At 37.9% G+C, this 24,516-nt stretch carries 26 protein-coding genes and 1 tRNA gene; 13 read left to right on the top strand and 14 right to left on the bottom strand.

The features are described from left to right. Positions 1–390: 390 nt before the first annotated feature. From thrS to FVB32_RS17605, 5 genes are all read left to right on the top strand, one after another. Positions 391–2,331, top strand: a complete 1,941-nt coding sequence (gene thrS / locus FVB32_RS17625; RefSeq protein WP_147745187.1) for a threonine--tRNA ligase — start codon at positions 391–393, stop codon at positions 2,329–2,331. Between the two features lie 29 nt (positions 2,332–2,360). Next, a complete protein-coding gene (infC, locus tag FVB32_RS17620) occupies positions 2,361–2,915 on the top strand; it encodes a translation initiation factor IF-3 (protein ID WP_147745186.1) in 555 nt (184 codons plus the stop codon). A gap of 74 nt (positions 2,916–2,989) precedes the next feature. Beyond that, the gene (gene rpmI, locus FVB32_RS17615) at positions 2,990–3,187 is read left to right on the top strand and encodes a 50S ribosomal protein L35 (RefSeq protein WP_073181711.1); all 198 of its coding nucleotides are present in this window, start codon (positions 2,990–2,992) and stop codon (positions 3,185–3,187) included. A gap of 92 nt (positions 3,188–3,279) precedes the next feature. Next, positions 3,280–3,624: a 50S ribosomal protein L20 gene (gene rplT / locus FVB32_RS17610; RefSeq protein ID WP_109665711.1), complete on the top strand. Its 345-nt coding sequence runs from the start codon at positions 3,280–3,282 to the stop codon at positions 3,622–3,624. A gap of 85 nt (positions 3,625–3,709) precedes the next feature. Continuing rightward, the gene (locus FVB32_RS17605) at positions 3,710–4,375 is read left to right on the top strand and encodes an SGNH/GDSL hydrolase family protein (protein WP_147745185.1); all 666 of its coding nucleotides are present in this window, start codon (positions 3,710–3,712) and stop codon (positions 4,373–4,375) included. Positions 4,376–4,398: 23 nt separating this feature from the next. Here the strand turns inward: FVB32_RS17605 and FVB32_RS17600 are convergent, their stop codons facing one another. After that, a complete protein-coding gene (locus tag FVB32_RS17600; RefSeq protein WP_147745184.1) occupies positions 4,399–4,821 on the bottom strand; it encodes a secondary thiamine-phosphate synthase enzyme YjbQ in 423 nt (140 codons plus the stop codon). A 72-nt stretch (positions 4,822–4,893) separates the two neighbouring features. On the opposite strand from FVB32_RS17600, the gene FVB32_RS17595 reads away from it, so the two are divergent. Then, entirely contained in the window at positions 4,894–5,685 is a 792-nt protein-coding gene (locus tag FVB32_RS17595; protein WP_147745183.1) for an HAD family hydrolase, read from the top strand. After that, a complete protein-coding gene (locus FVB32_RS17590) occupies positions 5,682–6,188 on the top strand; it encodes a cupin domain-containing protein (protein ID WP_147745182.1) in 507 nt (168 codons plus the stop codon). The genes FVB32_RS17595 and FVB32_RS17590 overlap by 4 nt, the downstream gene beginning before the upstream one ends. A 36-nt stretch (positions 6,189–6,224) precedes the next feature. Here FVB32_RS17590 and FVB32_RS17585 read toward each other — a convergent pair whose 3' ends face one another. From FVB32_RS17585 to tgt, 6 genes are all read right to left on the bottom strand, one after another. Then, positions 6,225–7,154 carry a M43 family zinc metalloprotease gene (locus tag FVB32_RS17585; RefSeq protein ID WP_147745181.1) on the bottom strand — a complete coding sequence of 310 codons (930 nt, stop codon included), beginning with the start codon at positions 7,152–7,154 and terminating at the stop codon, positions 6,225–6,227. 198 nt (positions 7,155–7,352) lie between these two features. Further along, complete coding sequence (locus tag FVB32_RS17580) at positions 7,353–8,612, bottom strand: asparagine synthetase B (protein ID WP_147745180.1); 1,260 nt, start codon at positions 8,610–8,612, stop codon at positions 7,353–7,355. Between the two features lie 31 nt (positions 8,613–8,643). Then, positions 8,644–10,188, bottom strand: coding sequence for a replicative DNA helicase (dnaB, locus tag FVB32_RS17575; RefSeq protein ID WP_147745179.1), 1,545 nt, complete (start codon positions 10,186–10,188; stop codon positions 8,644–8,646). A gap of 167 nt (positions 10,189–10,355) precedes the next feature. Further along, positions 10,356–11,309: an acetyl-CoA carboxylase carboxyltransferase subunit alpha gene (locus tag FVB32_RS17570; protein ID WP_147745178.1), complete on the bottom strand. Its 954-nt coding sequence runs from the start codon at positions 11,307–11,309 to the stop codon at positions 10,356–10,358. A gap of 94 nt (positions 11,310–11,403) precedes the next feature. Beyond that, positions 11,404–12,486, bottom strand: a complete 1,083-nt coding sequence (locus tag FVB32_RS17565) for an LptF/LptG family permease (protein WP_147745177.1) — start codon at positions 12,484–12,486, stop codon at positions 11,404–11,406. Continuing rightward, positions 12,486–13,616 carry a tRNA guanosine(34) transglycosylase Tgt gene (gene tgt, locus FVB32_RS17560; protein WP_147745176.1) on the bottom strand — a complete coding sequence of 377 codons (1,131 nt, stop codon included), beginning with the start codon at positions 13,614–13,616 and terminating at the stop codon, positions 12,486–12,488. Before tgt ends, FVB32_RS17565 begins: the two co-directional genes overlap by 1 nt. A gap of 156 nt (positions 13,617–13,772) precedes the next feature. Between tgt and FVB32_RS17555 the strand changes: the two genes are divergently transcribed. The 3 genes from FVB32_RS17555 to FVB32_RS17545 are packed head-to-tail and all read left to right on the top strand — an operon-like array spanning position 13,773 to position 16,250. Further along, positions 13,773–14,618, top strand: coding sequence for a transketolase (locus tag FVB32_RS17555; RefSeq protein ID WP_147745175.1), 846 nt, complete (start codon positions 13,773–13,775; stop codon positions 14,616–14,618). Positions 14,619–14,635: 17 nt separating this feature from the next. Further along, positions 14,636–15,589 carry a transketolase family protein gene (locus FVB32_RS17550; protein WP_147745174.1) on the top strand — a complete coding sequence of 318 codons (954 nt, stop codon included), beginning with the start codon at positions 14,636–14,638 and terminating at the stop codon, positions 15,587–15,589. Positions 15,590–15,638: 49 nt separating this feature from the next. Further along, positions 15,639–16,250, top strand: coding sequence for an outer membrane beta-barrel protein (locus tag FVB32_RS17545; RefSeq protein ID WP_147745173.1), 612 nt, complete (start codon positions 15,639–15,641; stop codon positions 16,248–16,250). 52 nt (positions 16,251–16,302) lie between these two features. Here the strand turns inward: FVB32_RS17545 and FVB32_RS17540 are convergent, their stop codons facing one another. Further along, complete coding sequence (locus tag FVB32_RS17540) at positions 16,303–17,271, bottom strand: FKBP-type peptidyl-prolyl cis-trans isomerase (RefSeq protein WP_147745172.1); 969 nt, start codon at positions 17,269–17,271, stop codon at positions 16,303–16,305. A 78-nt stretch (positions 17,272–17,349) separates the two neighbouring features. Between FVB32_RS17540 and FVB32_RS17535 the strand changes: the two genes are divergently transcribed. Together FVB32_RS17535 and FVB32_RS17530 are read left to right on the top strand one after the other, a co-directional pair. Then, a complete protein-coding gene (locus tag FVB32_RS17535; protein ID WP_147745171.1) occupies positions 17,350–17,724 on the top strand; it encodes an RNA-binding S4 domain-containing protein in 375 nt (124 codons plus the stop codon). 35 nt (positions 17,725–17,759) lie between these two features. Further along, positions 17,760–18,257 (top strand): phosphoribosyltransferase family protein, encoded by a 498-nt coding sequence (locus FVB32_RS17530; RefSeq protein ID WP_147745170.1) that lies wholly within the window; start codon positions 17,760–17,762, stop codon positions 18,255–18,257. Here the strand turns inward: FVB32_RS17530 and FVB32_RS17525 are convergent. Further along, complete coding sequence (locus FVB32_RS17525; protein WP_147745169.1) at positions 18,249–18,764, bottom strand: shikimate kinase; 516 nt, start codon at positions 18,762–18,764, stop codon at positions 18,249–18,251. The genes FVB32_RS17530 and FVB32_RS17525 overlap by 9 nt on opposite strands. A 120-nt stretch (positions 18,765–18,884) precedes the next feature. Here FVB32_RS17525 and FVB32_RS17520 point away from each other — a divergent pair. Further along, positions 18,885–18,957: transfer RNA gene (locus tag FVB32_RS17520), tRNA-Lys, on the top strand. Between the two features lie 862 nt (positions 18,958–19,819). Here FVB32_RS17520 and FVB32_RS17515 read toward each other — a convergent pair. Genes FVB32_RS17515 through FVB32_RS17495 form a run of 5 tightly spaced genes read right to left on the bottom strand, consistent with a single transcriptional unit; the run spans position 19,820 to position 24,513 of the window. Then, a complete protein-coding gene (locus FVB32_RS17515; protein WP_147745168.1) occupies positions 19,820–20,965 on the bottom strand; it encodes an alpha-hydroxy acid oxidase in 1,146 nt (381 codons plus the stop codon). Positions 20,966–21,010: 45 nt separating this feature from the next. After that, positions 21,011–22,012 carry a metallophosphoesterase family protein gene (locus tag FVB32_RS17510; RefSeq protein WP_147745167.1) on the bottom strand — a complete coding sequence of 334 codons (1,002 nt, stop codon included), beginning with the start codon at positions 22,010–22,012 and terminating at the stop codon, positions 21,011–21,013. A 52-nt stretch (positions 22,013–22,064) separates the two neighbouring features. Next, entirely contained in the window at positions 22,065–22,415 is a 351-nt protein-coding gene (locus tag FVB32_RS17505; protein WP_147745166.1) for an L-rhamnose mutarotase, read from the bottom strand. Positions 22,416–22,418: 3 nt separating this feature from the next. Next, the gene (gene fucP, locus FVB32_RS17500; RefSeq protein ID WP_147745165.1) at positions 22,419–23,714 is read right to left on the bottom strand and encodes an L-fucose:H+ symporter permease; all 1,296 of its coding nucleotides are present in this window, start codon (positions 23,712–23,714) and stop codon (positions 22,419–22,421) included. A 4-nt stretch (positions 23,715–23,718) separates the two neighbouring features. Then, positions 23,719–24,513, bottom strand: coding sequence for an L-fucose dehydrogenase (locus tag FVB32_RS17495; protein WP_147745164.1), 795 nt, complete (start codon positions 24,511–24,513; stop codon positions 23,719–23,721). Between the last annotated feature and the right edge of the window lie 3 nt (positions 24,514–24,516).

The raw sequence follows: 24,516 nt of genomic DNA, 5'->3' as shown, positions 1-24,516 counted from the left end.
CTGCATCAAAATGGTTCTTTGTTATTCTCTTTTACGCTGTCTATACAATATGTCAAATGAACTTCTTAAATCTAAAAAAGAAAAAAAATGGCCACTATGAAACGACCCCTCTTATACCCTTTTACAACCCAGCTTTACCTGCTAAGCGGGTGCAAATATAAAGAGGTTTAAATGATACCACAAAACAAAATCGAAAAAAAAATGAAAAAAATTTCAATTTACTGTAAATCAATATTTTAAAAACAAAAAAAGTGACATATATGACCATTTGCCATTCATTTAAATAAATAAGTAATTGATTGAAAGCTCCCTACCATTTGAAGTCATATGCTATTGTAGGCATCAACACAAGATAGTATCTTTGCGCTCTATCCAAATTAAGGAGAACTAATGATCGAGATTACATTACCAGATGGTGCAATAAAAAAAGTTGCCGAAGGGACTACTCCAATGGAGGTTGCCAAAGGTATTAGCGAAGGCTTAGCCCGAAACGTTATTTCAGCAAAATTAAATGATACTGTTGTTGAAATTACTACGCCTATTACCAAAGACGGCACACTTACTTTATATACCTGGACCAATGATGAGGGGAAAAAAGCTTTTTGGCATTCAACCTCTCATGTTGTTGCACAAGCAATAGAAGAATTGTACCCAGGTGTAAAACTTACTATTGGTCCTGCTATTGAAAATGGATTCTATTATGATGTGGATTTTGGTGAGCAATCTATTTCGGAAAAAGATTTTCCTGCTATTGAGAAGAAGGCCATAGAGATTGCCAGAGGCAAACATGATTATAAAATGCGAAGCGTCTCCAAAGCTGAGGCACTATCATATTATAAAGAGCAAGGGAATGAGTACAAGGTAGAGCTTATTGAAAACCTTGAGGATGGTACCATCACTTTTTGTGACCATAGCTCTTTTACCGATTTATGCCGCGGCGGACATATTCCAAACACGGGAATCATCAAAGCCATAAAAATATTGAGTGTTGCGGGAGCGTATTGGAGAGGGGATGAAAACAACAAGCAATTAACAAGAGTTTACGGTATCTCATTTCCTAAACAAAAAGAACTCACTGAATATCTTGAATTATTAGAGGAAGCAAAAAAACGAGATCATAGAAAATTAGGGAAGGAATTGGAATTGTTCACTTTTTCAAAAAAAGTTGGTCAAGGACTTCCTCTATGGTTGCCAAAGGGAGCAGCGCTCCGAGAGCGATTGGAGGATTTCCTCAAAAAAGCTCAAAAGAAAGCAGGCTATGAAATGGTGGTGACTCCTCATATTGGACAGAAGGAGCTTTACGTAACTTCTGGTCATTATGCCAAGTATGGTGAGGACAGCTTTCAACCCATCCACACACCAAAAGAGGATGAGGAATTTCTTTTAAAACCTATGAACTGTCCGCATCATTGTGAAATATATAATAGTAGTCCTTTTAGCTATAAAGATCTTCCTAAGCGGTATGCAGAATTTGGTACCGTATATAGATATGAGCAAAGTGGAGAATTGCATGGTCTAACTCGGGTGAGAGGTTTTACTCAAGATGATGCACATATATTTTGTACTCCAGACCAATTAAATGATGAGTTTAAAAAAGTAATTGACCTTTCTTTATATGTATTGGGATCCTTGGGCTTTGAAAATTTTACAGCTCAGGTTTCGGTTCGTGATTTAAATAAGCCAGAAAAATATATTGGAGAACCAGATAATTGGGAAAAAGCAGAGCAGGCAATTATTAATGCCGCTGACGAAAAAGGGTTGAATTATGTAATTGAAACAGGAGAAGCTGCATTTTATGGTCCAAAACTAGATTTTATGGTGAAAGATGCGCTGGGTAGAAACTGGCAACTTGGAACTATTCAGGTAGATTATAATTTACCTGAGCGTTTTGAACTTTCATATAAAGGCAGCGATAATGAGCTTCATAGACCTGTAATGATTCACCGTGCGCCCTTTGGTAGCTTGGAACGCTTTGTGGCATTGTTATTGGAACACACGGGTGGAAACTTCCCATTGTGGCTCATTCCTGTTCAGGCTATTATATTGCCTGTCAGCGAGAAACATGAAAAATATGCGGAAAAAGTTTTGAATTCTTTAGAAAATCACGAAATTCGCGCGCTCATTGATAGTAGGAATGAGACGGTAGGGAAGAAAATCCGTGAAGCTGAGCTCAAAAAAATCCCGTTTATGCTCATTGTCGGTGAGCAGGAAGAAATGTCTGAAACCATTTCGGTTAGAAGACATGGAGGAGAAGATTTTGGAAGCATTAGCATCAATGAATTTTCCGACTTGGTATCTACTGAAATAAATAGTACCTTAAAGTCGTTCTAAAAATTTAGTTTAATTAAAATGTATACGTCATAGCAATACGAAGAAGATTTAGGCCCCAACCTAGGAGGGAAAATAAGAACCCTCACAATATCAATGAAAATATTACAGCCCCAGAGGTAAGACTTGTGGGGGATAATATAGAAGTTGGAGTATATCCAATTTCTCAGGCTATAATTAAAGCCAACGAACTTGAATTGGATTTAGTGGAGATTTCTCCTAAAGCAAATCCTCCTGTTTGTAAAATTATCGATTACAAAAAGTTTCTTTACGAGCAAAAGAAACGGGACAAGGCCATGAAGGCCAAGGCCACTAAAGTAATTGTAAAAGAAATACGATTTGGTCCACAAACGGATGACCATGATTATGAATTTAAGAAGCGACATGCTGAAAAATTCTTAAAAGATGGTGCTAAGCTTAAAGCTTATGTCTTTTTTAAAGGACGATCTATTGTTTACAAAGATCAAGGTGAAATTTTGTTACTGAGATTGGCGCAAGAACTGGAAGAGTTGGGTAAGGTAGAGCAAATGCCAAGATTAGAAGGAAAGCGGATGACGATGTTCATTGCTCCTAAAACAAAAAAATAATACGCTGGACTTTAGTTCAGAAAAATTGAGCGGGATGCTGAATATTTTCAGCTGTAATATATAAAGAGGAGAAAATGCCTAAAATGAAAACAAAATCCAGTGCCAAGAAGCGTTTTAAGCTTACTGGTTCTGGTAAAATCAAAAGAAAGCACGCTTTTAAGAGTCATATTTTGACCAAAAAGTCTAAAAAGCGTAAGCTTAAGTTGACACACTCTACATTAGTACATGAGTCAGATGTCAACAGTATTAAAGAACAGTTACGTTTAAAATAATTGTTCGCCATTCGGTACATTTAGTATTAACCATGGAGTTGGGCTTTAAAAGTGTCAAAAATTGACCGCCTACTACAAAAAAATGAAACATTATGCCAAGATCAGTAAATTCAGTTGCTTCAAGAGCTAGAAGAAAAAAAGTAATGAAGCAAGCCAAAGGTTACTTCGGAAGACGTAAAAACGTTTGGACAGTAGCCAAAAATGCGGTAGAAAAAGCAATGCTTTATGCATACCGTGATAGAAGAAACAAAAAACGTAATTTCCGCGCACTTTGGATTACCCGTATTAATGCTGGAGCAAGAATGCACGGAATGTCTTACTCCCAATTCATGGGCAAGGTAAAATCCAACGGTATAGAACTTAATAGAAAAGTTTTGGCCGATTTGGCAATGAACCACCCAGATGCTTTTAAAGCTGTTGTCGAAAGAGTAAAATAAAAGTTAATATAAACTTACCCCGCTTATTAAAATCCCGCTCAATTGAGCGGGATTTTTGTATTTTAAAGAACTCATAAACGGTGCTATGTGTAAGTATACTTTTATTTTAGTTTTGTGCTTTCTTTTGGCAATTCCCGCTAAGTTGATTGGGCAGCATGATGCTATTCCATTTCTTGCTTTAGGGGATAGTTATACCGCAGCTACAAGTGAGAAAAAAGTAAATAGTTGGCCCGTACAACTAGCTCAAATTTTAAAAAAGAAAGGAATTAAAATTAATTCTCCTGAAATTTTAGCAAAAGCTGGTTGGACCTCTACAGACCTTATAGAAAATATGGAGAAGCAACAACTATCAAATTCCTTTGGATTGGTTGGTCTTTTGATTGGTGTAAATAATCAATATAAAAACAAAGACATCGATATATTTAAAAGGGAGTTTCCAAGGCTTTTAGAGACCAGCATTGCTTTGGCCAAAAATGACCCTAAAAATGTTTTTGTTCTCTCCATACCGGATTGGAGTGTAACTCCATTTGCTCGATTTAAAGACAAAAAAAAGATTGTAAAAGAATTAAATAACTACAATTCCATTATTGAAGAAGAAGCGAAAAAAAGAGATGTGCTTTTTATAGAGATCACACAATCCTCCAAGAATGCAGCGGTAAATCCTTCCCTGATTGCATCAGACAGTCTTCATCCGTCTAAAAAAATGTATAAATTATGGGCAAAGAAAATTAGCAAGAAGCTTTTCAAATAGCATCTAAGAATGATTTTATTCAATTATGACCCAAACGCCGTTAAGACCAGTTTTCGACTGGAAGCATGATTCCGATGCTCACATAAATAAATTCCTTGCCAAGTTCCCAGATTCAACCGTCCATTCGTTATAGGAACTTGAACAGAACTCCCCAACAAAGAGGCTTTTATATGGGCAAGCATATCATCTGGCCCTTCATAGGTGTGAATGTAATAAGGAGCATTTTCTGGCACCATTTTATTAAAATGGCTTTCAAAATCAACACGAACAGTCGGGTCTGCATTTTCATTTATGGTCAAGCCTGCAGAAGTATGTTTTATAAAAACCTGTAATATTCCTGACTGTATCTTTCCAATTTCAGGAAAAGAATCAATGATGATGTCTGTTATTAAATGAAAACCTCGCTTATGGGGTTTAAGTTTTATTTCAGATTGATAGCACTTCATAGGGAGTGAAATTAATACAAACTTTACATCATTCCCTAATCAACCCATACCTTTGCACTTTTAAAATAGAAAATGGATTTATCAAAGATAAAAATGGTGGTCACCGATATGGATGGCACCCTATTGAACTCTAAGCATGAAGTAAGCAATCGCTTTTTCGAAATTCATGATGCACTTAAAAAGAAGGACATCAAGTTTGTTGCGGCCAGCGGTAGGCAATATCACAGTATTATAGAAAAACTTGAGCCTATTAAGAATGAAATATTGGTGATTGCAGAAAATGGCGCCTTGGTAATAGAAAAAGAGCAAGAGCTTTTGGTAACTCCCATTCAGCAAGATTTAAAAGATGAGCTGTTGGATGCATTGGGGAAGATTGAAGGTGCCCATGCCATGTTATGTGGAAAGTATAGCGCACATTTTGATGGAAAATCGGCGGAATTTTTAGGCCAATTGAAGGAATATTATTCCAACTATAAAGTATATGAAAATCTTTATGATGTAACAGATGAAATCGTAAAGATTGCGGTGTACCACAACAAAAGTGCAGAAACGTACATTTACCCCGCGGTTAAAAGTTTAGAACACCTATTAAAGGTAAAAGTATCTGGACCAAACTGGGTAGATTTAAATCATGCCGACGCGCATAAAGGATACGCCCTTGAAAAAGTTATGAGACAACATGGAGTTTCTTCAGATGAAATTCTAGTTTTTGGCGACTACAATAATGATTTGGAAATGCTACAATTATCCAATTTCAGTTTTGCAATGGCCAATGCCCATCCTAATGTGAAAAAAGTGGCCAAATATGAAACATTGAGTAATAATGATTTTGGTGTGGAACATATTTTAGAAAAATTGCTATGAGTAAAATCGAGGAGCTCATTAAAAAATTTGAGTTAAGTCCGCACCCCGAAGGTGGCTATTTTAAAGAAACATATAGAAGTACCGGTGCAATAGAACATGTCGCGTTACCTACGGAATATGAAGGAAAGCGCAATTATTCAACCTGCATTTATTTTTTATTGACTTCAGATACCTTTTCAGCTTTTCATAAAATAAAGCAAGATGAGATTTGGCATTTTTATGATGGTTCGCCCATTAAGTTATATATGATTTCTGAGGAAGGAGAGTATTCGGAACAAATCATCGGAAATAATTTCTCCAAAGGTGAAGTTCCCCAGTTTGTGGTTCCTGGCAACCATTGGTTTGCTGCTAAAACGTTAAACAAAAATGAGTATTCCTTTGTTGGGTGCACGGTTTCGCCAGGCTTTGATTTTGATGATTTTATTCTTCCTAACAGATTGGAGCTAATTCAAAAATTCCCAGAACACAAAGACCTCATCACTCAATTCACACGAATAAAATGATTCGTGTTTTAGCCCCCATTCAAGAACTTCCAATGGTTATTCTGGATCCAACAGACCCTTGGAGGACAGTAAGGAGTTTCTCCTTGCGCTGTTTTGAAGTATATAGCGCATGCGCCCAATTTGATCTTTGGTAAAAATATTCATAATGGCATCTGAGGAATAGTTCATATAATTTGTCACCAAGACAAGCTCTCCACCACAACCTATATAAGGTTCGTCAGCATTTACCACTTCATCTACTGCAGGGGTATCGTCGCAAAAGTCATTGGTTTCGCAGTCACCCCCACCCCAGGTATGCAAAAGTCCTAGATAGTGGCCCATTTCATGGGTGAGTGTTCGCCCTAAACCATGTTTACCATGAATGTTAGATTCGCCAAAATGCGCCCAATTTATGATGATCCCCTCCGCCCCTCCAGGCAAAGGTTTTTCAAAAAGATCATCTCCGCCAAGGTCCGAATCAGGTCCTGTTGCCTTTCCAAGGACAATATTGGTTAAATCATCTGGATAAGACACTACCCAAACATTGATATAATCCTCAGAATTCCAATAGCTGAAAAAGGCATATTTTTCATATTCAAAATTCGGCACAGTATCCGGAATGTCATCAATTATCAATTGTTTCCTTAAAATACCTGTGGTTGCATTTCCTTCTGGATCTTGTTTGGGCAGAATAAATTCTATTTCCGTATCTCCACCATCTGGGTGGTCGTTAAAACCCCTTGTACCTGATTTGCGTCGAAAATCTTCATTCAGAATTTCAATTTGTCTTTGGATTCGCTCATCCGAAATATTTGTACCCTCGCCAATATTTTCACCATCGTGGAGCACATGTACAACAAGAGGCAATTGGTAAATTTCTGAAATAGGCTGATCTGGCTGTTCCGGCTCATCAGACGGTATTCCATCACTATTATCACTGCATGAAATATATAGCATAGAAACAAAAAGAATAATTATCCTTTTCATAGTAGCGAAGTATTAGGATTCAACCGTAAAGTTGCAGAGATTGATTTGCCAATTGATTATTTCCTTTTAGTACTGACAAAATTAAATAACCTATCTGAAAATGACCAAGCGCCTCCGTTAAGGTTTTGCGAAAAATATAATTATTTCTGTAAAAATGGAATCAATAGAACCTTTATACCCGCTTTAACAAGCTCAAATCTAAGTTTTCTGTTTTTTCTTCTTAGCCGCAGGAAACAATACGTTGTTTAAGATAAGTCGGTATCCGGGAGAGGTTGGGTGCAATTCCAATTCGGTTTTTGGGTCGCCAACCCGATGCTGATAATCCTCTGGATCATGTCCGCCATAGAAAGTAAAAAAACCCTTTCCTTTTATGCCATGTAAGTAACGGGCCTCTCCATTAATCTTATTTTCTCCCAAAATCATTACCGTAGGTTTTACCTCATCACGGGTAAAAGAAGTTGTTTGCCCCATAAATCCCTTTACCAAAGCGGTATGATTTTGCGTCAACATGGTTGGCACTGGATCCCACTTTGCTGAAAATTCCATTAAAGAAAAGTAATCGGATTCTTTAGGAACATTTCTGCGCTTGTTAGTCATATCAATGGAAGAAAACTCATATCGCAACGGATTACGCTCCAAAATAAAATTGGTAAAGGCAAAGGTATTGCCATAATTTAACTGTCCTTGATAGTTGGCGTCTGAAGGGTCGCCATCGAACATAGGCTCACAGATGTCTACACTCTCCGCTGCCAGGGCAATATCAAAACTATCGGTTGCGGAGCACATGGCAAACATGAAACCACCTCCAATAACATAATTTCTAATTTTTAAGGCTACAGCCCTTTTTTCTTCAGATACTTTTGAAAAGCCAAGCTTTTGGGCCAAGTTTTCGGCCTCTGTTTTGGCTTCAATATACCAAGGAGCGGCTCTATAGGCGCCATAAAATTTCCCATATTGCCCTGTAAAATCTTCGTGATGTAGATGCAACCAGTCATAGAGTACTAATTTATCACCCAATACTTCTTCGTCATAAATGGTTATGTATGGAATTTCAGCATAGGTCAATACCATGGTAACCGCATCATCCCAGGGTTGATTTCCCTTAGGGGAATACACCGCTATCTTGGGTGCTTTTTCTAAAATAACAGCTTCTTGATTTTGCGATGGACTACTAATATCATCTAAAATTGCTTCGGCTTGGCCATCCGATAAAATCTCAAAGGAAACCCCTCTTATTTGACATTCTTTGCGAATGGATTCCCCATCTGGAAGCATAAATGCCCCTCCTCTATAGTTCAGCAACCATTGTACTTTTTGTTGTTTGGTCAATACCCAATAGGTAATGCCATAGGCTTTTAAGTGGTTTTCCTGACTCTCGGCATCCATAGGAATAAGAATGACTGATGCAAAGGATGGTATTGAAAACGAAATAAAAAGAAGTACTATAAGGCCCCTCATCCGTTTTTGGGGTACTCTTAGAAAAGTATGTTTAAAAAGGTACGTCATTGTCTGGGTCATCGTCACTGTTCATTGCACTACCAAAAGCCTCATCCGCGCTGGGGAGTTTTGGTGTTGCAAAGGGATTTTCTTCATCCGCATTCATCTTCGATTGGAATTCGAATGGGGAATCAAAGTCATCCAAGTTATCAAATTTACCCAGTGCACCCACAAACTTTAACCTAATATTATCCAATCCACCATTACGGTGCTTGGCTACAATAAACTCTGCTTGTCCTTGTGTTGGTGTTCTTTCTTCATCATCCCACTCATCAATTTTATAATATTCTGGACGGTAAATGAATGAAACAATATCTGCATCTTGCTCAATGGCACCAGATTCTCTTAAATCCGATAGAATAGGACGTTTACTCCCTCCTCTAGTTTCCACGGCCCGTGATAGCTGTGATAATGCTATTACGGGGACATTGAGCTCTTTTGCCAACGCCTTTAGGTTTCGGGAAATCATGGAAATCTCTTGTTCCCTGTTCCCTCCTTTTTGACTTCCACCAGCGGTCATAAGCTGTAAGTAGTCAATAATAATCATCTTAATTTTATGCTGAGAAGCCAAACGTCTGGCTTTTGCCCGTAAATCAAAAATGGAAAGAGAGGGCGTATCATCTATAAACAACGGGGCCTTTTCCAAAGTTTTCACCTTTACATTTAATTGCTCCCATTCATGCTTTTCTAATTTTCCAGTCCTAAGCTTTTCCGAAGAAAGTCCTGTTTCCGAAGAAATCAATCTTGTTATAAGCTGTACACTCGACATCTCCAAGGAGAAGAAAGCCACTGGAATCTCCGAATTTACTGCTATGTTCCTAGCCATAGACAACGTAAGTGCCGTTTTACCCATACCAGGTCTTGCAGCTACAATGACCAAATCACTAGGTTGCCACCCAGATGTAAGCTTGTCCAATTTATCAAAACCGGAAGGAATTCCACTTAAACCTTCTTTATTGGAAATTTCCTCAATTTTCTTTTTAGCTTGAATTACCAAATTCTGGGCTGTCTCTGCCGAACGTTTTAGATTCCCTTGTGTTACTTCATATAATTTAGCCTCAGCATTATCCAAAAGATCAAATACGTCTTTGGAATCGCTGTAGGCATCTTCAATAATTTCACTGGAAATTTTGATAAGACTACGCTGAATATACTTTTGAAGAATAATACGGGCGTGAAACTCAATATGTGCTGAAGAAGCTACTTTTTGGGTCAGTTTTATCAAGTAAAAGTCCCCTCCTATTGCCTCTAGGTGTCCATCCTTCTTTAATTGGGCAGAAACGGTTAATAAATCCACTGGTTCCGAAGATTCGAACAATTTAAAGATTGCCTCGTAAATAAATCTGTGGGCATCCTTATAAAAAGCATCAGGATGTAGGATATCTATTACTTCATCCACACCCTTCCTATCAATCATCATTGCACCAAGCACAACTTCCTCTAAATCAACTGCTTGAGGGGGAATTTTCCCTCTTTCCAAGTTAATGAGGGTAGACTTATCAACTTTATGTCCAATAATTGGGCTAGGCTTGTCCATAAGTGCGAAAGTAGGTAATTAACCTTTAGTTAACTTTAATTTCATGCACCGCGATGTTCACAGGTGTTCAACAAAATTAATGTTGATAACTGAAAAAAGTTGTTAATAACGTTAAAATGTTTGAAGAAAAAAACTAACAAAAAATAGGAAGGTCTAGAAAACAGCTATTAGCCGTTAAATACTCCCATTTCGGCATATTTTTCCATTCTGGATTTTACCAATTCTTTTGGTGATAACTTTTGAAGTTCTTCAAAATGAGTAGAAATTTTGTTTCTGACGGTCTCAAAAGTTTTTTCTCTGTTGGTATGTGCTCCACCAAGAGGCTCACGGACTATTTCATCCACAAGCTTTTGTTTTTTCATATCCGTAGCGGTAAGTTTTAATGCCTCTGCCGCTTGTTCTTTGTATTCCCAGCTTCTCCAAAGAATAGATGAACAAGATTCTGGAGAAATCACTGAATACCATGTATTTTCTAACATAAGCACCTTATCGCCTACTCCTATGCCTAATGCTCCACCTGATGCTCCCTCTCCTATAATCACTACAATAATTGGCACTTTAAGGCGGGTCATTTCAAGAATATTACGGGCGATTGCCTCCCCTTGTCCTCTTTCCTCAGCTTCTATTCCAGGGTAAGCGCCAGGAGTATCTATAAAACATACTACAGGAACACCAAATTTCTCGGCCGATTTCATTAAGCGTAATGCTTTTCTATACCCTTCTGGGTTCGCCATTCCAAAATTTCGGTATTGGCGTGTTTTAGTGTTGTATCCTTTTTGTTGCCCAACAAACATATAGCTCTGGTCACCAATCTTACCCAAACCGCCAATCATGGCTTTGTCATCCTTTACGTTTCTGTCTCCATGAAGTTCTAAAAACGTATCACCACAAATAGCATTAATATAGTCCATAGTATATGGTCTATTAGGATGCCTCGATAGCTGAACGCGTTGCCAAGCGGTCAAGTTTTTATAAATATCCTTCCGGGTTTCTCCCAGTTTTTTTTCAATTTGTGCGCAGGTTTCAGTAACGTCAACGTCACTTTCCTCCCCAATTACCATACATTTTTGAAGTTGGTCTTCAAGTTCTTTTATGGGAAGTTCAAAATCTAAATACTCCATTGGAAGTTGGTTTCAGAAAAATATAATGGGGACAAATATAAAACTTTAAAGGACACTCCTAAAAACTTGAAAGGGTATTTAACGATGAAATATCTTATCGTTTGGCTCTCATCAACATATAGACTGCAAAAGCGCCAAAAATAAGGTTTGGAACAACGACAGCTAAAAGTGGTGAGAAACCAGATTGTTCAGCAAGGGTACCAAAAACCTTATCGAAAAAAATGTAAATGAACGCCACTCCTATACCAAAAGCCAGGTTGAGGCCCATGCCCCCCCTCCTTTTTACGGAAGAAACCGCTACGGCGATAATGGTGAGAACAAATGCTGTAATGGGTAAAGCCCACCTCTTATATTTTACTAATATGTATGCATTAATATTGGAAGCTCCCTTGCTTTTTTGGTCATCGATAAACTCGTTAAGCTCAAATAAGTTTTTGGTCTCCGCCACATAAGATACTGGAGTAAGGTCTTCTATTTTAAAAGTAAACAATGTATCCAATCTTCGTTTGGTCTGCATGACTTCCACATCATTCCTGAGTTTTCTCTTTACATAATTGGTCAACCTATAAGTACTGTCTTTTTCTATCCATCTAATGTTTGTGGCCGAAATTTTGTAATCCAATTTTTTAATGGAATCAAAATGCTCATAGGTGAAATTGTACCCTATTTTCCTGTTTGGGTCAAAACTGCTAACATAGATATAATCATCTTCATTCAACTGATTAAATATATTACTTGTAACCCGATCTTGCCTTCCTTTTTTAAAGTACTTGTACTCAAATTCATTGTAGCCTATACTAGCGTAGGGTACAATAAACATTCCCATCATAAAAATGAGCAAGGCAACCAATGTTGCACCAATAAGATAAGGCCTTAAAAAGCGGCCATAAGAGACTCCTGAGCTTAAAATGGCAACAATTTCTGTATTACTTGCCAGTTTAGAGGTGAAGAAGATAATGGATAGAAACAAAAAAATGGGAAGTAATAAATTACCAATCACCAAAGTAAAATTACCATAGAACACAATGACTTCACTTAATGGAGCTTCATTGTCGATAATCTTACCTATTTTTTCCGCTAAATTGGCCATAATGCCAATAGGCACAAATAGCAAGAGCATCCCCAAAAAGGTAACCAGATAGCGTTTTAAGATGTATTTATCTAGTATGGTAAGCATTATAATCTTTTATCCATTTGTTTTACCATTTTGGTTTTCCACTCCTGAAAATCCCCAGCTAAAATACGCTCTCTGGCGGTACGCACCAACCATAGGTAGAAACCGAGGTTGTGAATGGTAGCAATTTGTTTGCCCAAATACTCCTTGGCGACAAAAAGATGTCGCAAATATGCTTTGGAATACTCGGTATCCACAAAGGTTATTCCCATTTCATCAATAGGAGAGAAATCTGCCTCCCATTTCTTATTTTTAATATTGATGGTACCGTGTGCTGTAAATAGCATACCATTACGAGCATTACGGGTAGGCATTACACAGTCGAACATATCAACACCCAAAGCTATATTCTCAAGAATGTTAATTGGGGTACCTACTCCCATCAAATATCTGGGTTTATCTTCTGGAAGGATATCACAGACAATTTCTGCCATCTCGTACATTTCCTCAGCTGGTTCTCCTACGGATAATCCTCCAATTGCATTTCCTTCTGCACCAACGGAAGCAATATATTCTGCAGACTGTTTTCTTAAATCTTTATAGGTAGAACCTTGCACAATAGGGAAAAAGCTTTGAGCATAATCATACTTAAAAGGAAGCTTTTCCAAATGCGTGATGCATCTATCCAACCATCTATGGGTCATGTGCATGGAGCGTTTTGCATAATCATAATCACAAGGGTAGGGTGTACATTCATCAAATGCCATAATAATGTCTGCTCCTATAGTTCTTTGAATCTCCATCACGTTTTCAGGAGTGAAAAAATGAGAGGAACCATCAATATGTGATTTGAAATTTACCCCTTCTTCATTAATTTTTCTATTGCCAGATAAGGAATACACTTGATATCCACCACTATCGGTCAAAATATTTCTATCCCAACCCATAAACTTGTGCAAACCTCCAGCTTGTTCCAAAATCCCTGTTCCCGGCCTAAGATATAAGTGATAGGTATTCCCAAGTATTACATCGGGGTTAATATCATCTTTTAACTCTCTCTGATGTACACTTTTTACAGATGCTACGGTTCCTACGGGCATAAATATGGGCGTCTGTATGACTCCGTGATCTGTAGATAATTCTCCGGCCCTTGCCTTGCTTTGGGTATCTTTATGTGCTAGGGTAAACTCCAATAGTTGTATTTAAAACCGCAAATATAGCCAACTCATTTCCACAAAGCCTTAACAAAAAAATAAAGTTTGTTTCCGCAAACCGTTTCGTAAAATAATCCCTAGTCGCTTGTTTAACAAAGTGAATGCGGTTACTTTTGGCATCATAAAATTAACACAATGCCAAGCACACAAGAATTACAAGATTTAGTGATCCAGGTCCGAAGAGACATTTTACGAATGGTCCATAAAGTAAATTCCGGACACCCAGGAGGTTCTTTGGGCTGTACTGAATTTTTTGTTGCACTATACAATGAAATTATGGAACTAAAAGATGGTTTTAATATGGATGGAAATGGTGAAGATCTCTTCTTCCTTTCCAATGGCCATATATCTCCAGTATTTTATAGTGTTTTGGCAAGAAGAGGATATTTCCCCATTGATGAACTCAACACCTTTAGATTAATTGATTCGCGACTACAGGGTCACCCAACTACCCATGAAGGTCTGCCAGGAGTTCGTATTGCATCTGGATCATTGGGACAAGGAATGTCTGTGGCTATTGGAGCGGCCTTGGCAAAAAAAATAAACGGCGATAATCATTTAATCTATAGTTTACATGGTGATGGAGAATTACAAGAAGGTCAAAATTGGGAAGCCATTATGTATGCCGCAGGAAATAAGGTAGATAATTATATTGCCACTATTGATTTAAATGGGCAACAAATAGATGGATCTACGGATGATGTGTTGCCACTAGGTGATGTTGCTGAAAAATTTAGAGTTTTTGGATGGGATGTTTTAGAAATAGAAAATGGAAATGACTTAGAACAAGTTATTGCTGGTTTAAAAGAGGCAAAAAGTAGAACCGGAAAAGGAAAACCAGTTTGCATAGTAATGACTACAATGATGGGTAATGGGGTTGATTTTATGATGCATACACATGCTTGGCACGGAAAAGCTCCTAGTGATGAACAATTGGAAACAGCATTGGCACAAAACCCAGAAACTTTAGGTGACTATTAATTCTTAAGAAAACGAAGATGACAAAATATATAGATCAAGGCAAACAAGATACCCGAAGCGGTTTTGGAGCAGGAATGACAGAACTTGGTAGAACTAACCCCAATGTAGTTGCTCTCTGTGCAGATTTGGTAGGTTCTTTAAAGATTCAAACATTTATTGATGAGAATCCAGAACGTTTTTTTCAAATTGGAATTGCAGAAGCGAACATGATGGGAATAGCAGCGGGACTTACTATTGGAGGTAAAATTCCGTTCACTGGAACGTTTGCAAATTTTTCTACCGGTAGAGTATATGATCAAATTCGCCAATCTATTGCATATTCGGATAAAAATGTGAAAATCTGTGCCTCCCATGCAGGTATTACACTTGGAGAAGATGGAGCAACGCATCAAATTTTAGAGGATATCGGTTTAATGAAAATGCTTCCAGGCATGACGGTTATCAATCCTTGCGATTTTAATCAGACGAAAGCAGCTACTTTGGCCATAGCCGAGCACCATGGCCCTGTATACTTACGTTTTGGAAGACCAAAAGTAGCCAACTTTACCCCTGCTGATCAAAAGTTTGAGATTGGAAAAGCATTAATGCTCAATGAAGGGACCGATGTTACCATCATAGCAACAGGCCATTTGGTTTGGCAATCTTTGATCGCTGCCGAAAATCTTGAAAATCAGGGGATTTCTGCGGAAGTAATCAATATTCACACCATTAAACCGCTTGACAATGAAGCTATTTTGGCTTCTGTGAAAAAGACCGGTTGCGTTGTTACTGCCGAAGAGCACAACTATCTTGGAGGGCTTGGCGAAAGTGTTTCCAGAGTATTGGCAACCCATCATCCTACACCTCAGGAGTTTGTGGCAACTCAAGATACTTTTGGTGAAAGTGGAACACCAGATCAGCTTATGGATAAGTACGGATTAAACAATAAAGCCATAGAAGCTGCCGTTTTAAAAGTGATGAAACGAAAATAATTTTCGGTATCATCTTTGATATTCATCAATCTATTAAAACGAAACACTTATGAAAAAAACACTTCTAATGGCAGTGTTGACCCTAATGGGGTCTGCTGTATTTGCACAAAGCGGTTCTGGATTTGGTATTAAGGCCGGACTGAGTTACAACAAGAATGGAGACTTAATTGGATCGGTTGGTGACGCCGGACAAAACATTGTAGAAGGAGCCGAAGGCAAAGCTGGTTATCATATTGGTTTTTGGGGCAAACTTGATTTCCCTAAAATTTATCTTAGACCAGAGCTAGTATATTCAAAAACAAAAAGTAGCTACGATTTGGATGGTGCTTCCAATGATTATGATATTTCAAAATTGGACCTTCCAGTACTATTAGGGTATAAGCTTATTGGACCCTTGCATATTTTTGCAGGTCCAGCTTTTCAGTACACGCTTAAAAACGATCTAGGCGATATTGAGGTAGAAGACGTAGAGAATGATTTTACCGTAGGTCTTAATGCAGGTGTTGGCGTTAATCTTGGTAAAGTTGGAGTAGACGTACGCTATGAGCGTGGGTTTTCCGAAAATGAAGCTCGATTTGTTTCCAATAACATTACGAATATAGAGGGCCGGGTGGATTCAAGGCCATCACAAATAATTTTTGCCTTATCGGTGAAATTATAAGTTTGAAAAAAAGGATAGAAAAAAGCCCGCTTAAAAGCGGGCCTTTTTTATTTTAATTATTACCCGGTGTTCGTTGAACATCTGGATTTAGATAATCTGCTATACCTCCCGTACTTGGATACGGAAGAATGATATTCCCATCTTCATCGGAGATTTCATTTCTTGTGGAAACACCATCACCATCATCGTCCCCATCTTGAAAGTCTGCAAATGCACCATTGGCAGGTTCAACATCACTATCGGTATTGTCATCGAACATAAAACCATTACCATTGCGGTCTTCTAATATTGATGGAACTCCGTCATTATCACTATCAGTTTCAACAATGACCCTACCCACTTCAACACTGAAAATAAGATTAGCATATCTAGGTATTCCGCCAGTGGGTCCAGTGCCAGAAAAATATCCTAGTCCAGATGGCATTATGACCATTCCAACACCACTATTGGTATAAGAAACCGTTCCATCGCCATTAACAACTAAACCATCACTGGTCCCTGATTTAAGTTTAGTGATCCCAGTGGCATAACCTCTTAGGAAAAAAGGTAGTTCTTGCCATAAAAAGCTAGTTGATGCATCAAATTTCTCGCCATCGAGTAACATTCCTTCATAACGAAGCAAAGTCGAATCCGCTACTGTTGGTTGCACTCCTTCGCCTTCCCTAGCTATTAGATAATAAAGCTTGTGCGATATATCATTTTCTTCTTCCGATAAGGCAAGCTGAGATGAAGAGACGTTTATGGTGGTGTCTTTGATAAAATTGGCCAATGGAGCTTTATCAGCATTTGCCCCAGCAATAGTATCAATCTTAATTTTATAGTCAAAATCCGCTGGAGGTGATGCGAATTCCTCGTAATTGTAAAAATGCGTTTCCAAAAATTCTACTATTTCCGCATCATTTTCTGGAGACACTTCCGCCAACAATCTGGGTGGAACCGACTGCACATCCACATCATCATCATTTTTACAGGAAATAAGTAGCACCGTAAATAATAAAGAAAGAAAAAGTCCGTACTTCATCAAGTATATAATTTAGCTGCGCAAGATACAATTTTCCGCTATTTTTGCTTATTGCATTAACAAAGTTTTGCAGAGGCTATGCGCATTGATAAATACCTTTGGTGTATTAGATACTATAAAACAAGAAACGTTGCTACCAATGCTGTTAAAAAAGGCCATGTTAGAATTAACGATAGTGTCGTTAAACCTTCAAGAGAGGTTTATCCTATGGATAAAGTTGTTGTAAGAAAAAACCAGATTGATTATCAGCTGACTGTTTTGGATATCCCAGAAAGCCGCATGGGAGCAAAATTAGTGGACATTTATAGAAAAGATACCACACCAAAAGAGGCTTTTACACATACGGAGTTGCTGAAATCGGCAAAAGAGCATTATAGAAAAAAAGGACTAGGGAGACCTACTAAAAAGGACAGAAGGGATATTGATGGGTATTTGGATGAATCTGAAGAGTAGGTTTCTTTATCTTTGATTCTTCTTATCTTTAATCTATGGTGAACCGTATACTTACCCACGAGCAAATACAACATATTGTAAAGCGTATTGCGTACCAGATTTATGAAACCAATGTAAATGAGAAAGAAATTATTGTTGCTGGGATTGACGGTGGTGGGTTGCACTTTGCAAAAAAAATTGTCTCAGTTCTAAAAAAAATTACCGAGGCCCATATTGTATTGTGCAAATTGAATATGGACAAGAAGAACCCTCTGAGAAGTGGAGTAAACCCCTCTATTACTGAAGAAGCTTATAAGAACAAATCCATTGTTCTTGTCGATGATGTTTTAAATTCAGGTACAACTTTAATTTATGGCGTTCATCATTTTCTGAAAACACCAATAAAGCAGCTCAAAACTGCTGTTTTGGTCAACAGAAACCATAAAAAATATCCTATAAAAGCAGATTATAAAGGTATTTCCCTTTCCACTTCTCTAAATGAACATATTAGAGTCGAATTTCAAAATAAAAACAACGCAGTTTATTTAGAGTAGTAGCTCTTTTATTTGGGTCACCAGTGTGTCGATTAATTTTTCATTGCAATCAAGACTGTGTTGTGCTTTTGAATAGTACTGTCGCCTTTCAAAAAGATGTTTCCCTACAAATTCAGGTATATCCTCATCATCGATTGCAGAGACCAAAGGTCTTGTATGCTTTTCAGATTGTATTCTATCTACTAATGTGGAAACTGATAACTGCAAGTATATGGAGTGATCGGCTTTTTCTAAGATTGTGTCCATATTGGTTCCATAACACGGAGTTCCTCCCCCTGTGGAAAGAACAAACGCTTCTTTTTCATTCAGTACCCGCTGCAACATTTCATGCTCAATCTTTCTAAAATAAATTTCACCTTTTTCAGAAAAAATCGTCGCTATTGATTTTTGCAAATCCTCCTCAATATATTCATCCAAATCAATGAATTCGACATTTAAGTCCTTGGCTAACAACTTCCCAATGGAAGACTTACCACTTGCCATATAACCGACTAAAACTACTTTCATTTATTAGAATTAAAACTGATTTCAAAAAAACACAAATTTATCATTAAATCAACTTGCAAAATAAATTAATGATATTATATTTGCAGCCGCTTAGAGCAATATATATGTTGTAACAAGTAAGACCTGATAGCTCAGTTGGTAGAGCATCTCCCTTTTAAGGAGAGGGTCCTGGGTTCGAGCCCCAGTCAGGTCACTTTTGAGAGTCCATAATCATTCAAAAAGTCTGTAAATCGCTGATTTACAGACTTTTTTGTTTTTTCTGATTTCATTTGAAATCAAATTAAGGATAATTCTCACGGTGCGTACTTTTAAAATTCGTAAAAAAAGGTTCCGAATCAGCGTTAAAAAATTAGTTGGCAATTCCTTGTAAAAAATTTAAAATCAAATGATTAATTAAAATCTTATTGGTTTATATACTGTATTTATGGACATATACACATTTCATCCATGACTAATGAGCAACTTATCTAGATTCCCATTTTTATTCAGCATCTCCCCCAAACAGGAATTTGTCATACTTTAACACCTTGGTACCCTGAAACTATGAAATTAAAAAAGCAGTAAAATCTTCTCTTTTTCTGTTTTTGTTTCTATGTTTATCTGATTGTAAAGACCACAATCCGATATCAGGTTTTGTATCTTAGGATGTATTAAGAGGTACCCTTCCAGTTATGTGAAAGTAATCGATTTGGTGATGTCAATTTTTCAGAATCTTGTAGTTACGAAACAAGAGAGTCCTTTAATCATGCTATTCTTTGCTCCATTCCCTTATATATACTGAGGCAGAAAAGGCTTTTGTTCAAGCCGTTTATGCAGGTCCTAGGTACGTAATGGCCTATTAGGAATTTCCATCAATATTTACCATGGATTGTTGGCACCTAGTAACAATCCATTCTACAAAAGGGAATGAATCCTCTAACGATAACTGAAAACCTGCTCAAATCGAAAAAAACTGAACAATGTTTAGAGGTAATAGAAACTTTTTATAAAGGTTGCCTCAGTTTAGGATTGCGGTCAGAGACGAATCTTCCCAAGGGTCAAATATTCTTTTACAGTTATTTTTCCACTAAATACCTTGTGAAATCTGATGTACCTTCACAACTAATCTGTTCCATTATCTGTTGCAACTGTGTTTTGAGAATGGAGATGGTATGATTACCACCATTTTTGCCAAGAGCTGCCACGCCATACATGAACGAGCGACCCATAAAGGTAAATGCTGCCCCACTGGCCATACATCTTGCAATATCAGGCCCTGAACGGATACCGCTGTCCATCATCACGGGGATTTTATCACCATACTTGCCAGCAATCCTAGTCAAGGGTCGAATGGATGATTCACCTGCATCCAGTTGTCGACCCCCATGGTTTGAGACAATAATGCCATCAAGTCCCAATTCAATGGCTCTTTCTGCATCGTCTTCCGTAGCAACCCCTTTAAGCACCAATTTACCTTTCCAAAGATCTCTGATTGCAGCTATTTTATCCACATCCATACGTTTACTGAAGGTCCGGTCCATAAACTGACCGAGCTGCTTCAGATTGAGGTCTTTGGGCATATAGGGTTTGAGAACTTCAAAATTAGGCTGACCATAACGCAACGTATTCATAGCCCATTTTGGTTTACCCAATATTTGAAGAATATTGGCCACTGACATTTTAGGTGGCATGGAAAGCCCATTTTTGATTTCCTTGGGACGAAACCCAAATGTTGGTGTATCGCATAGCAAAACCATAACCGGACAACCTGCAGCCTCCGCCCGTTTGATTAAGTCGTTACGCACTTGTTCTTCGGTTGGGTGGTATAATTGGAACCAAGCGTTGCCCTCCGTTATTTCGGAGATTCTTTCAATGCTTGATGTAGTAACCGTGCTAAGAATAAAGGGAATATTGTTTTCAAATGCTGCTTTGGCCAATATTTCGGATGAATTGGGCCACATTAGTCCTTGAAGCCCAACAGGAGCAACCCCAAAAGGAGCATTATAATTCTTTCCAAAAAGTTCAGTGGTTAAACTGGCGCCATTGAATTTTTTTAAATAACGCGGTAGTAATTCAACCTTTCTAATTTCAGTTGTGTTTTTTTTTAAGTTTACCTCTTCATTACATCCACCATCCAAATACTCAAAGGCAAACCTAGGAATTCGTTTTTTAGCCCTATTCCTTAAGTCGTCAATGGTAGGATATTTTGTATTGTATTCCAAATTCTTATTTTTTTGATTCTAATAACTCGATCTATACTTTAAATACTAAAACCGTAGTGTATAGTCTGAAATTTTTGCTGAATACTCGTTTCCATACACACCCTTAGGTAATCCATCATCATAAGGAGATGGTGCAGTCCATTCACTTTTGACACCTTCAATGGCCAATGTTCCATCAGGTTGCATATCAGCAAAGGCATATAATGGATCTTTGTAAGTGGCCATATTAGGCAGCCATTTGTATTGCTCGTACATCTCTTTGGGATAGCGCTCAGTATTCTTATATTTATCTTCCATCCATTGATATGACATGCTGTTGATTTCAACGTAATCGATTCCATTTTGATGATGATGGAAATCTAAGTGATTATGGCCGTTCATACAGCAAATAATCTTTTCTTTATGGACTTCCATGATTTTCTGTAGGGTCAATCGGTTTTTTACACCCCACTGGTAATGCCACAAACTTTGATGCGAAAATACAATGGTTGGTAATTGGGTAGCTTCAAGATCTGCCTTAAACCATTCTATTTGTTCATTGTTAATGTAGGTTCTGTAATCACTGTTTACATAGAAATTCGATTTTTCATAATCAATAAATTTTCCATCTTGATACAAAAAATTCGCATCAAGAACAATGAAGTGATAATTATTAAAATCAAAAGAGTAATACGTTTTAGGCATGCCCCAGAAATCTAACATTTCCTGCTTGGAATTTCTATCCATATCATGATTGCCTAAAACATGATATTTAGGCCCTTTAAAGGTTTCCCATATTTTTAGAAATTCTTGGTTTCTTGGATCCGCCATACAAAAATCACCCATTTGGATAATAAAATCGACCTGTCTATCAATAGCTTTGGAAATAAATTTCTCCAAGCGTGCATCAGCATCCGGCATCAAATCTTTGTGTACATCGGCCACAATACCAAACCTAAGTGGTTTGCTATTCTCTTTAATAGATGGTTTAAATGATAAAAGCGTCGGCATTAGAAAAGACCCGGCCGATGCTGGACCAATCAAGTTCATAAAATTTCTTCGCTTCATGTTTTAATTAATTCGGTAAGTGTTATCTCATCAATCTTTATCACTTTATTTCTTATGCACCTGATTCTAATCGAAAAACTTCCTTCATTAACACCCATTTTTCGTTAGGCTTTGCCATTGGTAATGCTTTTTGATAGGTCCACATTAAATCTTCCCATTCTTTAACTTTTGGATTTGTTGAATCCATTTGTTGTTTTCTCTCAAAAGTAAAAGAAGAATCCACCTCCATAATCATAAACAGTCTATTCGCTATTCTATAGATTTCCATGTTTTGGATTCCAGAATCTTTGATACTTTGTATTATTTCCGGCCAGACTTTTTTATGATGTTCTTCATATTCATGGATAAGATTGTCATCATCCACCAAATCCACGGCCAAGCAGTATCTTTTATTGTCTTTCATTAGCTATTCATATTTTTTAAAGACATGGTGCCCATACCAACTAATATATCCAAAGCAAAGCATGGGCAATATAAAAGAGAAGTTTACCTCTGAGACCCCTAAAATTTTGATATCGGCAACACCATTTCCTCCAAGATCAATAATCATTCCCTGAAGTTTAGGCATTAAAGCACCACCAACGATGGCCATAATCAAACCGGCAGAACCCACTTTGGACTGATCTTCGGTAAGATTACCCAGAGCAATACCGTAAATGGTGGGAAACATGAGGGACATGAACATGGAAATTCCAACAATACAATACAGCCCTACAATTCCTTTTACGAGAATAGCCCCAAGGGTACACAACAAAGCCATGATGGCAAATAATTTCAGCAATTTACCTGGACTCATAAACCTTAATAGATAGGTTCCTATAGCACGGCCTACTACAAATACAACAAAAGCAGCCATTTGATAATATCCAGCGGTTACACTATCCATTCCTATGGCTTCTGCATATTGGTAGATGTATGTCCAGCACATGATTTGTGCCCCTACATATAAAATTTGGGCCAATACACCCATTACATATTTCTTGTTTTTGGATAATGTTTTAAAAATCATCCCAATACTTGGTATACCATCCTTGTCTCTGGCTTGTGGCATTTTACTAACAAGAAAAACAACAAAAATTATGGATATGACCAATCCCAAAATCACATATGGATCCCGAATGACCAATAAGTCCGAGGTTCTCACTAAAGTTTTGGCTGCCTCATCCAGCGCACTAAAATCTTCTATATCATCTGACTGTAGATTTTTGAGCACAAATTGCTGGGCAACAAAGAGCCCCCCTATCAAACCTACAGGGTTAAATGCCTGTGCAAGGTTTAAGCGTTGCGTAGCGGTTTCCTTGGCTCCCATGGCCAATGCGTATGGATTTGCAGCGGTTTCCAAAAATGCCAACCCAAAAGTCAGTATATAAAGACCTAAACAGAAAAACCAGAATTTTTCGGTTATGGCTGCTGGATAAAACATAAGTGCACCAACAGCGTATAAACCCAAACCTATAAGAATGCCAACTTTATAAGAGTACTTTCTCATAAACAGTGCAGCCGGTAGTGCCATACAGAAATATCCCCCGTAAAACGCCATTTGCACCCAAGCGGCTTGTGAATTTGAGAGCTCCAGCACCTTCTTGAACGCTTGTACCATAGGATCAGTGACCGCATTTGCAAAACCCCAAAGCGCAAAAAGGGAGGTGACTAGGATAAATGGAAAAAGTACTTCTTTGGATACTACTTTTGGTCGACTCATAATTTTAATTGCTTGGTTTGGTTAATGCTCTATCCAAATGGGTGTAGCCGCCATCAACATAAATGAGCTGCCCTGTTGTATGGCTTGATTTTTCTGAAAGCAAAAAAACCACTGTATTGGCAATCTCCTCCACAGAGGTCATCCGGTTTTCCAAGGGTATTTTATCTGTAATTTCCTTCAATTTTTCCTCAGGATTTTCGAATGTTTTGATCCATCGTTCATATAATGGGGTATAGCACTCAGCAACAATCACTGCATTCACCCTAATTGCGTACGGAAGCAATTCTACTGCCCACTCACGGGTAAGGGAGTTTCTTGCCCCGTTGGCAGCAGCATATCCAGAAGTGCCTCCCTGACCGGTAACCGAGGTTTTAGAGCCAATATTTACAATACTTCCACCACTTTTTTTCAATTCTGGAAGCGCGTGATGGGCCATCAGGTAATAGTGCCCTACATTACGCTCCAAAGAGCGTTTAAAATCTTCATAATTGCCATGCTCCAATCCAACCCCATCATTAACACCTGCATTGTTGACAAGCCCATCTATTCTCCCAAATTCTTTCACTACTTTTTCAATTGCGTTCCTGCATTGTTCAGGATTTGTGAGCTCTGCTAGGGCATAAAAGGCCTTTCCTCCTTTTTGTATAATTGCATCAACGGCTTTTTGTACATCATGTTCTTTTCGGCCAATAATTACAGGGACAGCCCCTTCATCTGCAAGCACGTTACAAATGCCATTTCCAATGCCCTTGTCTCCTCCTGTAACCACTATTACTTTATTCTGTAATCCTAAATTCATAAT

This window comes from Flagellimonas hymeniacidonis, from assembly GCF_008040165.1.
GTDB classification, from domain to species: Bacteria; Bacteroidota; Bacteroidia; order Flavobacteriales; family Flavobacteriaceae; genus Flagellimonas; species Flagellimonas hymeniacidonis.
Note: the sequence above shows the minus strand (reverse complement) of the source record. Positions and strands in the feature narration are given on the sequence as shown.

Coding starts and splice junctions, on each gene's coding strand:
- thrS (WP_147745187.1), top strand. CDS start 391: ATGATCGAGATTACATTACCAGATGGTGCAATAAAAAAAGTTGCCGAA.
- rpmI (WP_073181711.1), top strand. CDS start 2,990: ATGCCTAAAATGAAAACAAAATCCAGTGCCAAGAAGCGTTTTAAGCTT.
- rplT (WP_109665711.1), top strand. CDS start 3,280: ATGCCAAGATCAGTAAATTCAGTTGCTTCAAGAGCTAGAAGAAAAAAA.
- FVB32_RS17605 (WP_147745185.1), top strand. CDS start 3,710: ATGTGTAAGTATACTTTTATTTTAGTTTTGTGCTTTCTTTTGGCAATT.
- FVB32_RS17600 (WP_147745184.1), bottom strand. CDS start 4,821: ATGAAGTGCTATCAATCTGAAATAAAACTTAAACCCCATAAGCGAGGT.
- FVB32_RS17595 (WP_147745183.1), top strand. CDS start 4,894: ATGGATTTATCAAAGATAAAAATGGTGGTCACCGATATGGATGGCACC.
- FVB32_RS17590 (WP_147745182.1), top strand. CDS start 5,682: ATGAGTAAAATCGAGGAGCTCATTAAAAAATTTGAGTTAAGTCCGCAC.
- FVB32_RS17585 (WP_147745181.1), bottom strand. CDS start 7,154: ATGAAAAGGATAATTATTCTTTTTGTTTCTATGCTATATATTTCATGC.
- FVB32_RS17580 (WP_147745180.1), bottom strand. CDS start 8,612: ATGAGGGGCCTTATAGTACTTCTTTTTATTTCGTTTTCAATACCATCC.
- dnaB (WP_147745179.1), bottom strand. CDS start 10,188: ATGGACAAGCCTAGCCCAATTATTGGACATAAAGTTGATAAGTCTACC.
- FVB32_RS17570 (WP_147745178.1), bottom strand. CDS start 11,309: ATGGAGTATTTAGATTTTGAACTTCCCATAAAAGAACTTGAAGACCAA.
- FVB32_RS17565 (WP_147745177.1), bottom strand. CDS start 12,486: ATGCTTACCATACTAGATAAATACATCTTAAAACGCTATCTGGTTACC.
- FVB32_RS17555 (WP_147745175.1), top strand. CDS start 13,773: ATGCCAAGCACACAAGAATTACAAGATTTAGTGATCCAGGTCCGAAGA.
- FVB32_RS17550 (WP_147745174.1), top strand. CDS start 14,636: ATGACAAAATATATAGATCAAGGCAAACAAGATACCCGAAGCGGTTTT.
- FVB32_RS17545 (WP_147745173.1), top strand. CDS start 15,639: ATGAAAAAAACACTTCTAATGGCAGTGTTGACCCTAATGGGGTCTGCT.
- FVB32_RS17540 (WP_147745172.1), bottom strand. CDS start 17,271: ATGAAGTACGGACTTTTTCTTTCTTTATTATTTACGGTGCTACTTATT.
- FVB32_RS17535 (WP_147745171.1), top strand. CDS start 17,350: ATGCGCATTGATAAATACCTTTGGTGTATTAGATACTATAAAACAAGA.
- FVB32_RS17530 (WP_147745170.1), top strand. CDS start 17,760: ATGGTGAACCGTATACTTACCCACGAGCAAATACAACATATTGTAAAG.
- FVB32_RS17525 (WP_147745169.1), bottom strand. CDS start 18,764: ATGAAAGTAGTTTTAGTCGGTTATATGGCAAGTGGTAAGTCTTCCATT.
- FVB32_RS17510 (WP_147745167.1), bottom strand. CDS start 22,012: ATGAAGCGAAGAAATTTTATGAACTTGATTGGTCCAGCATCGGCCGGG.
- FVB32_RS17505 (WP_147745166.1), bottom strand. CDS start 22,415: ATGAAAGACAATAAAAGATACTGCTTGGCCGTGGATTTGGTGGATGAT.
- fucP (WP_147745165.1), bottom strand. CDS start 23,714: ATGAGTCGACCAAAAGTAGTATCCAAAGAAGTACTTTTTCCATTTATC.
- FVB32_RS17495 (WP_147745164.1), bottom strand. CDS start 24,513: ATGAATTTAGGATTACAGAATAAAGTAATAGTGGTTACAGGAGGAGAC.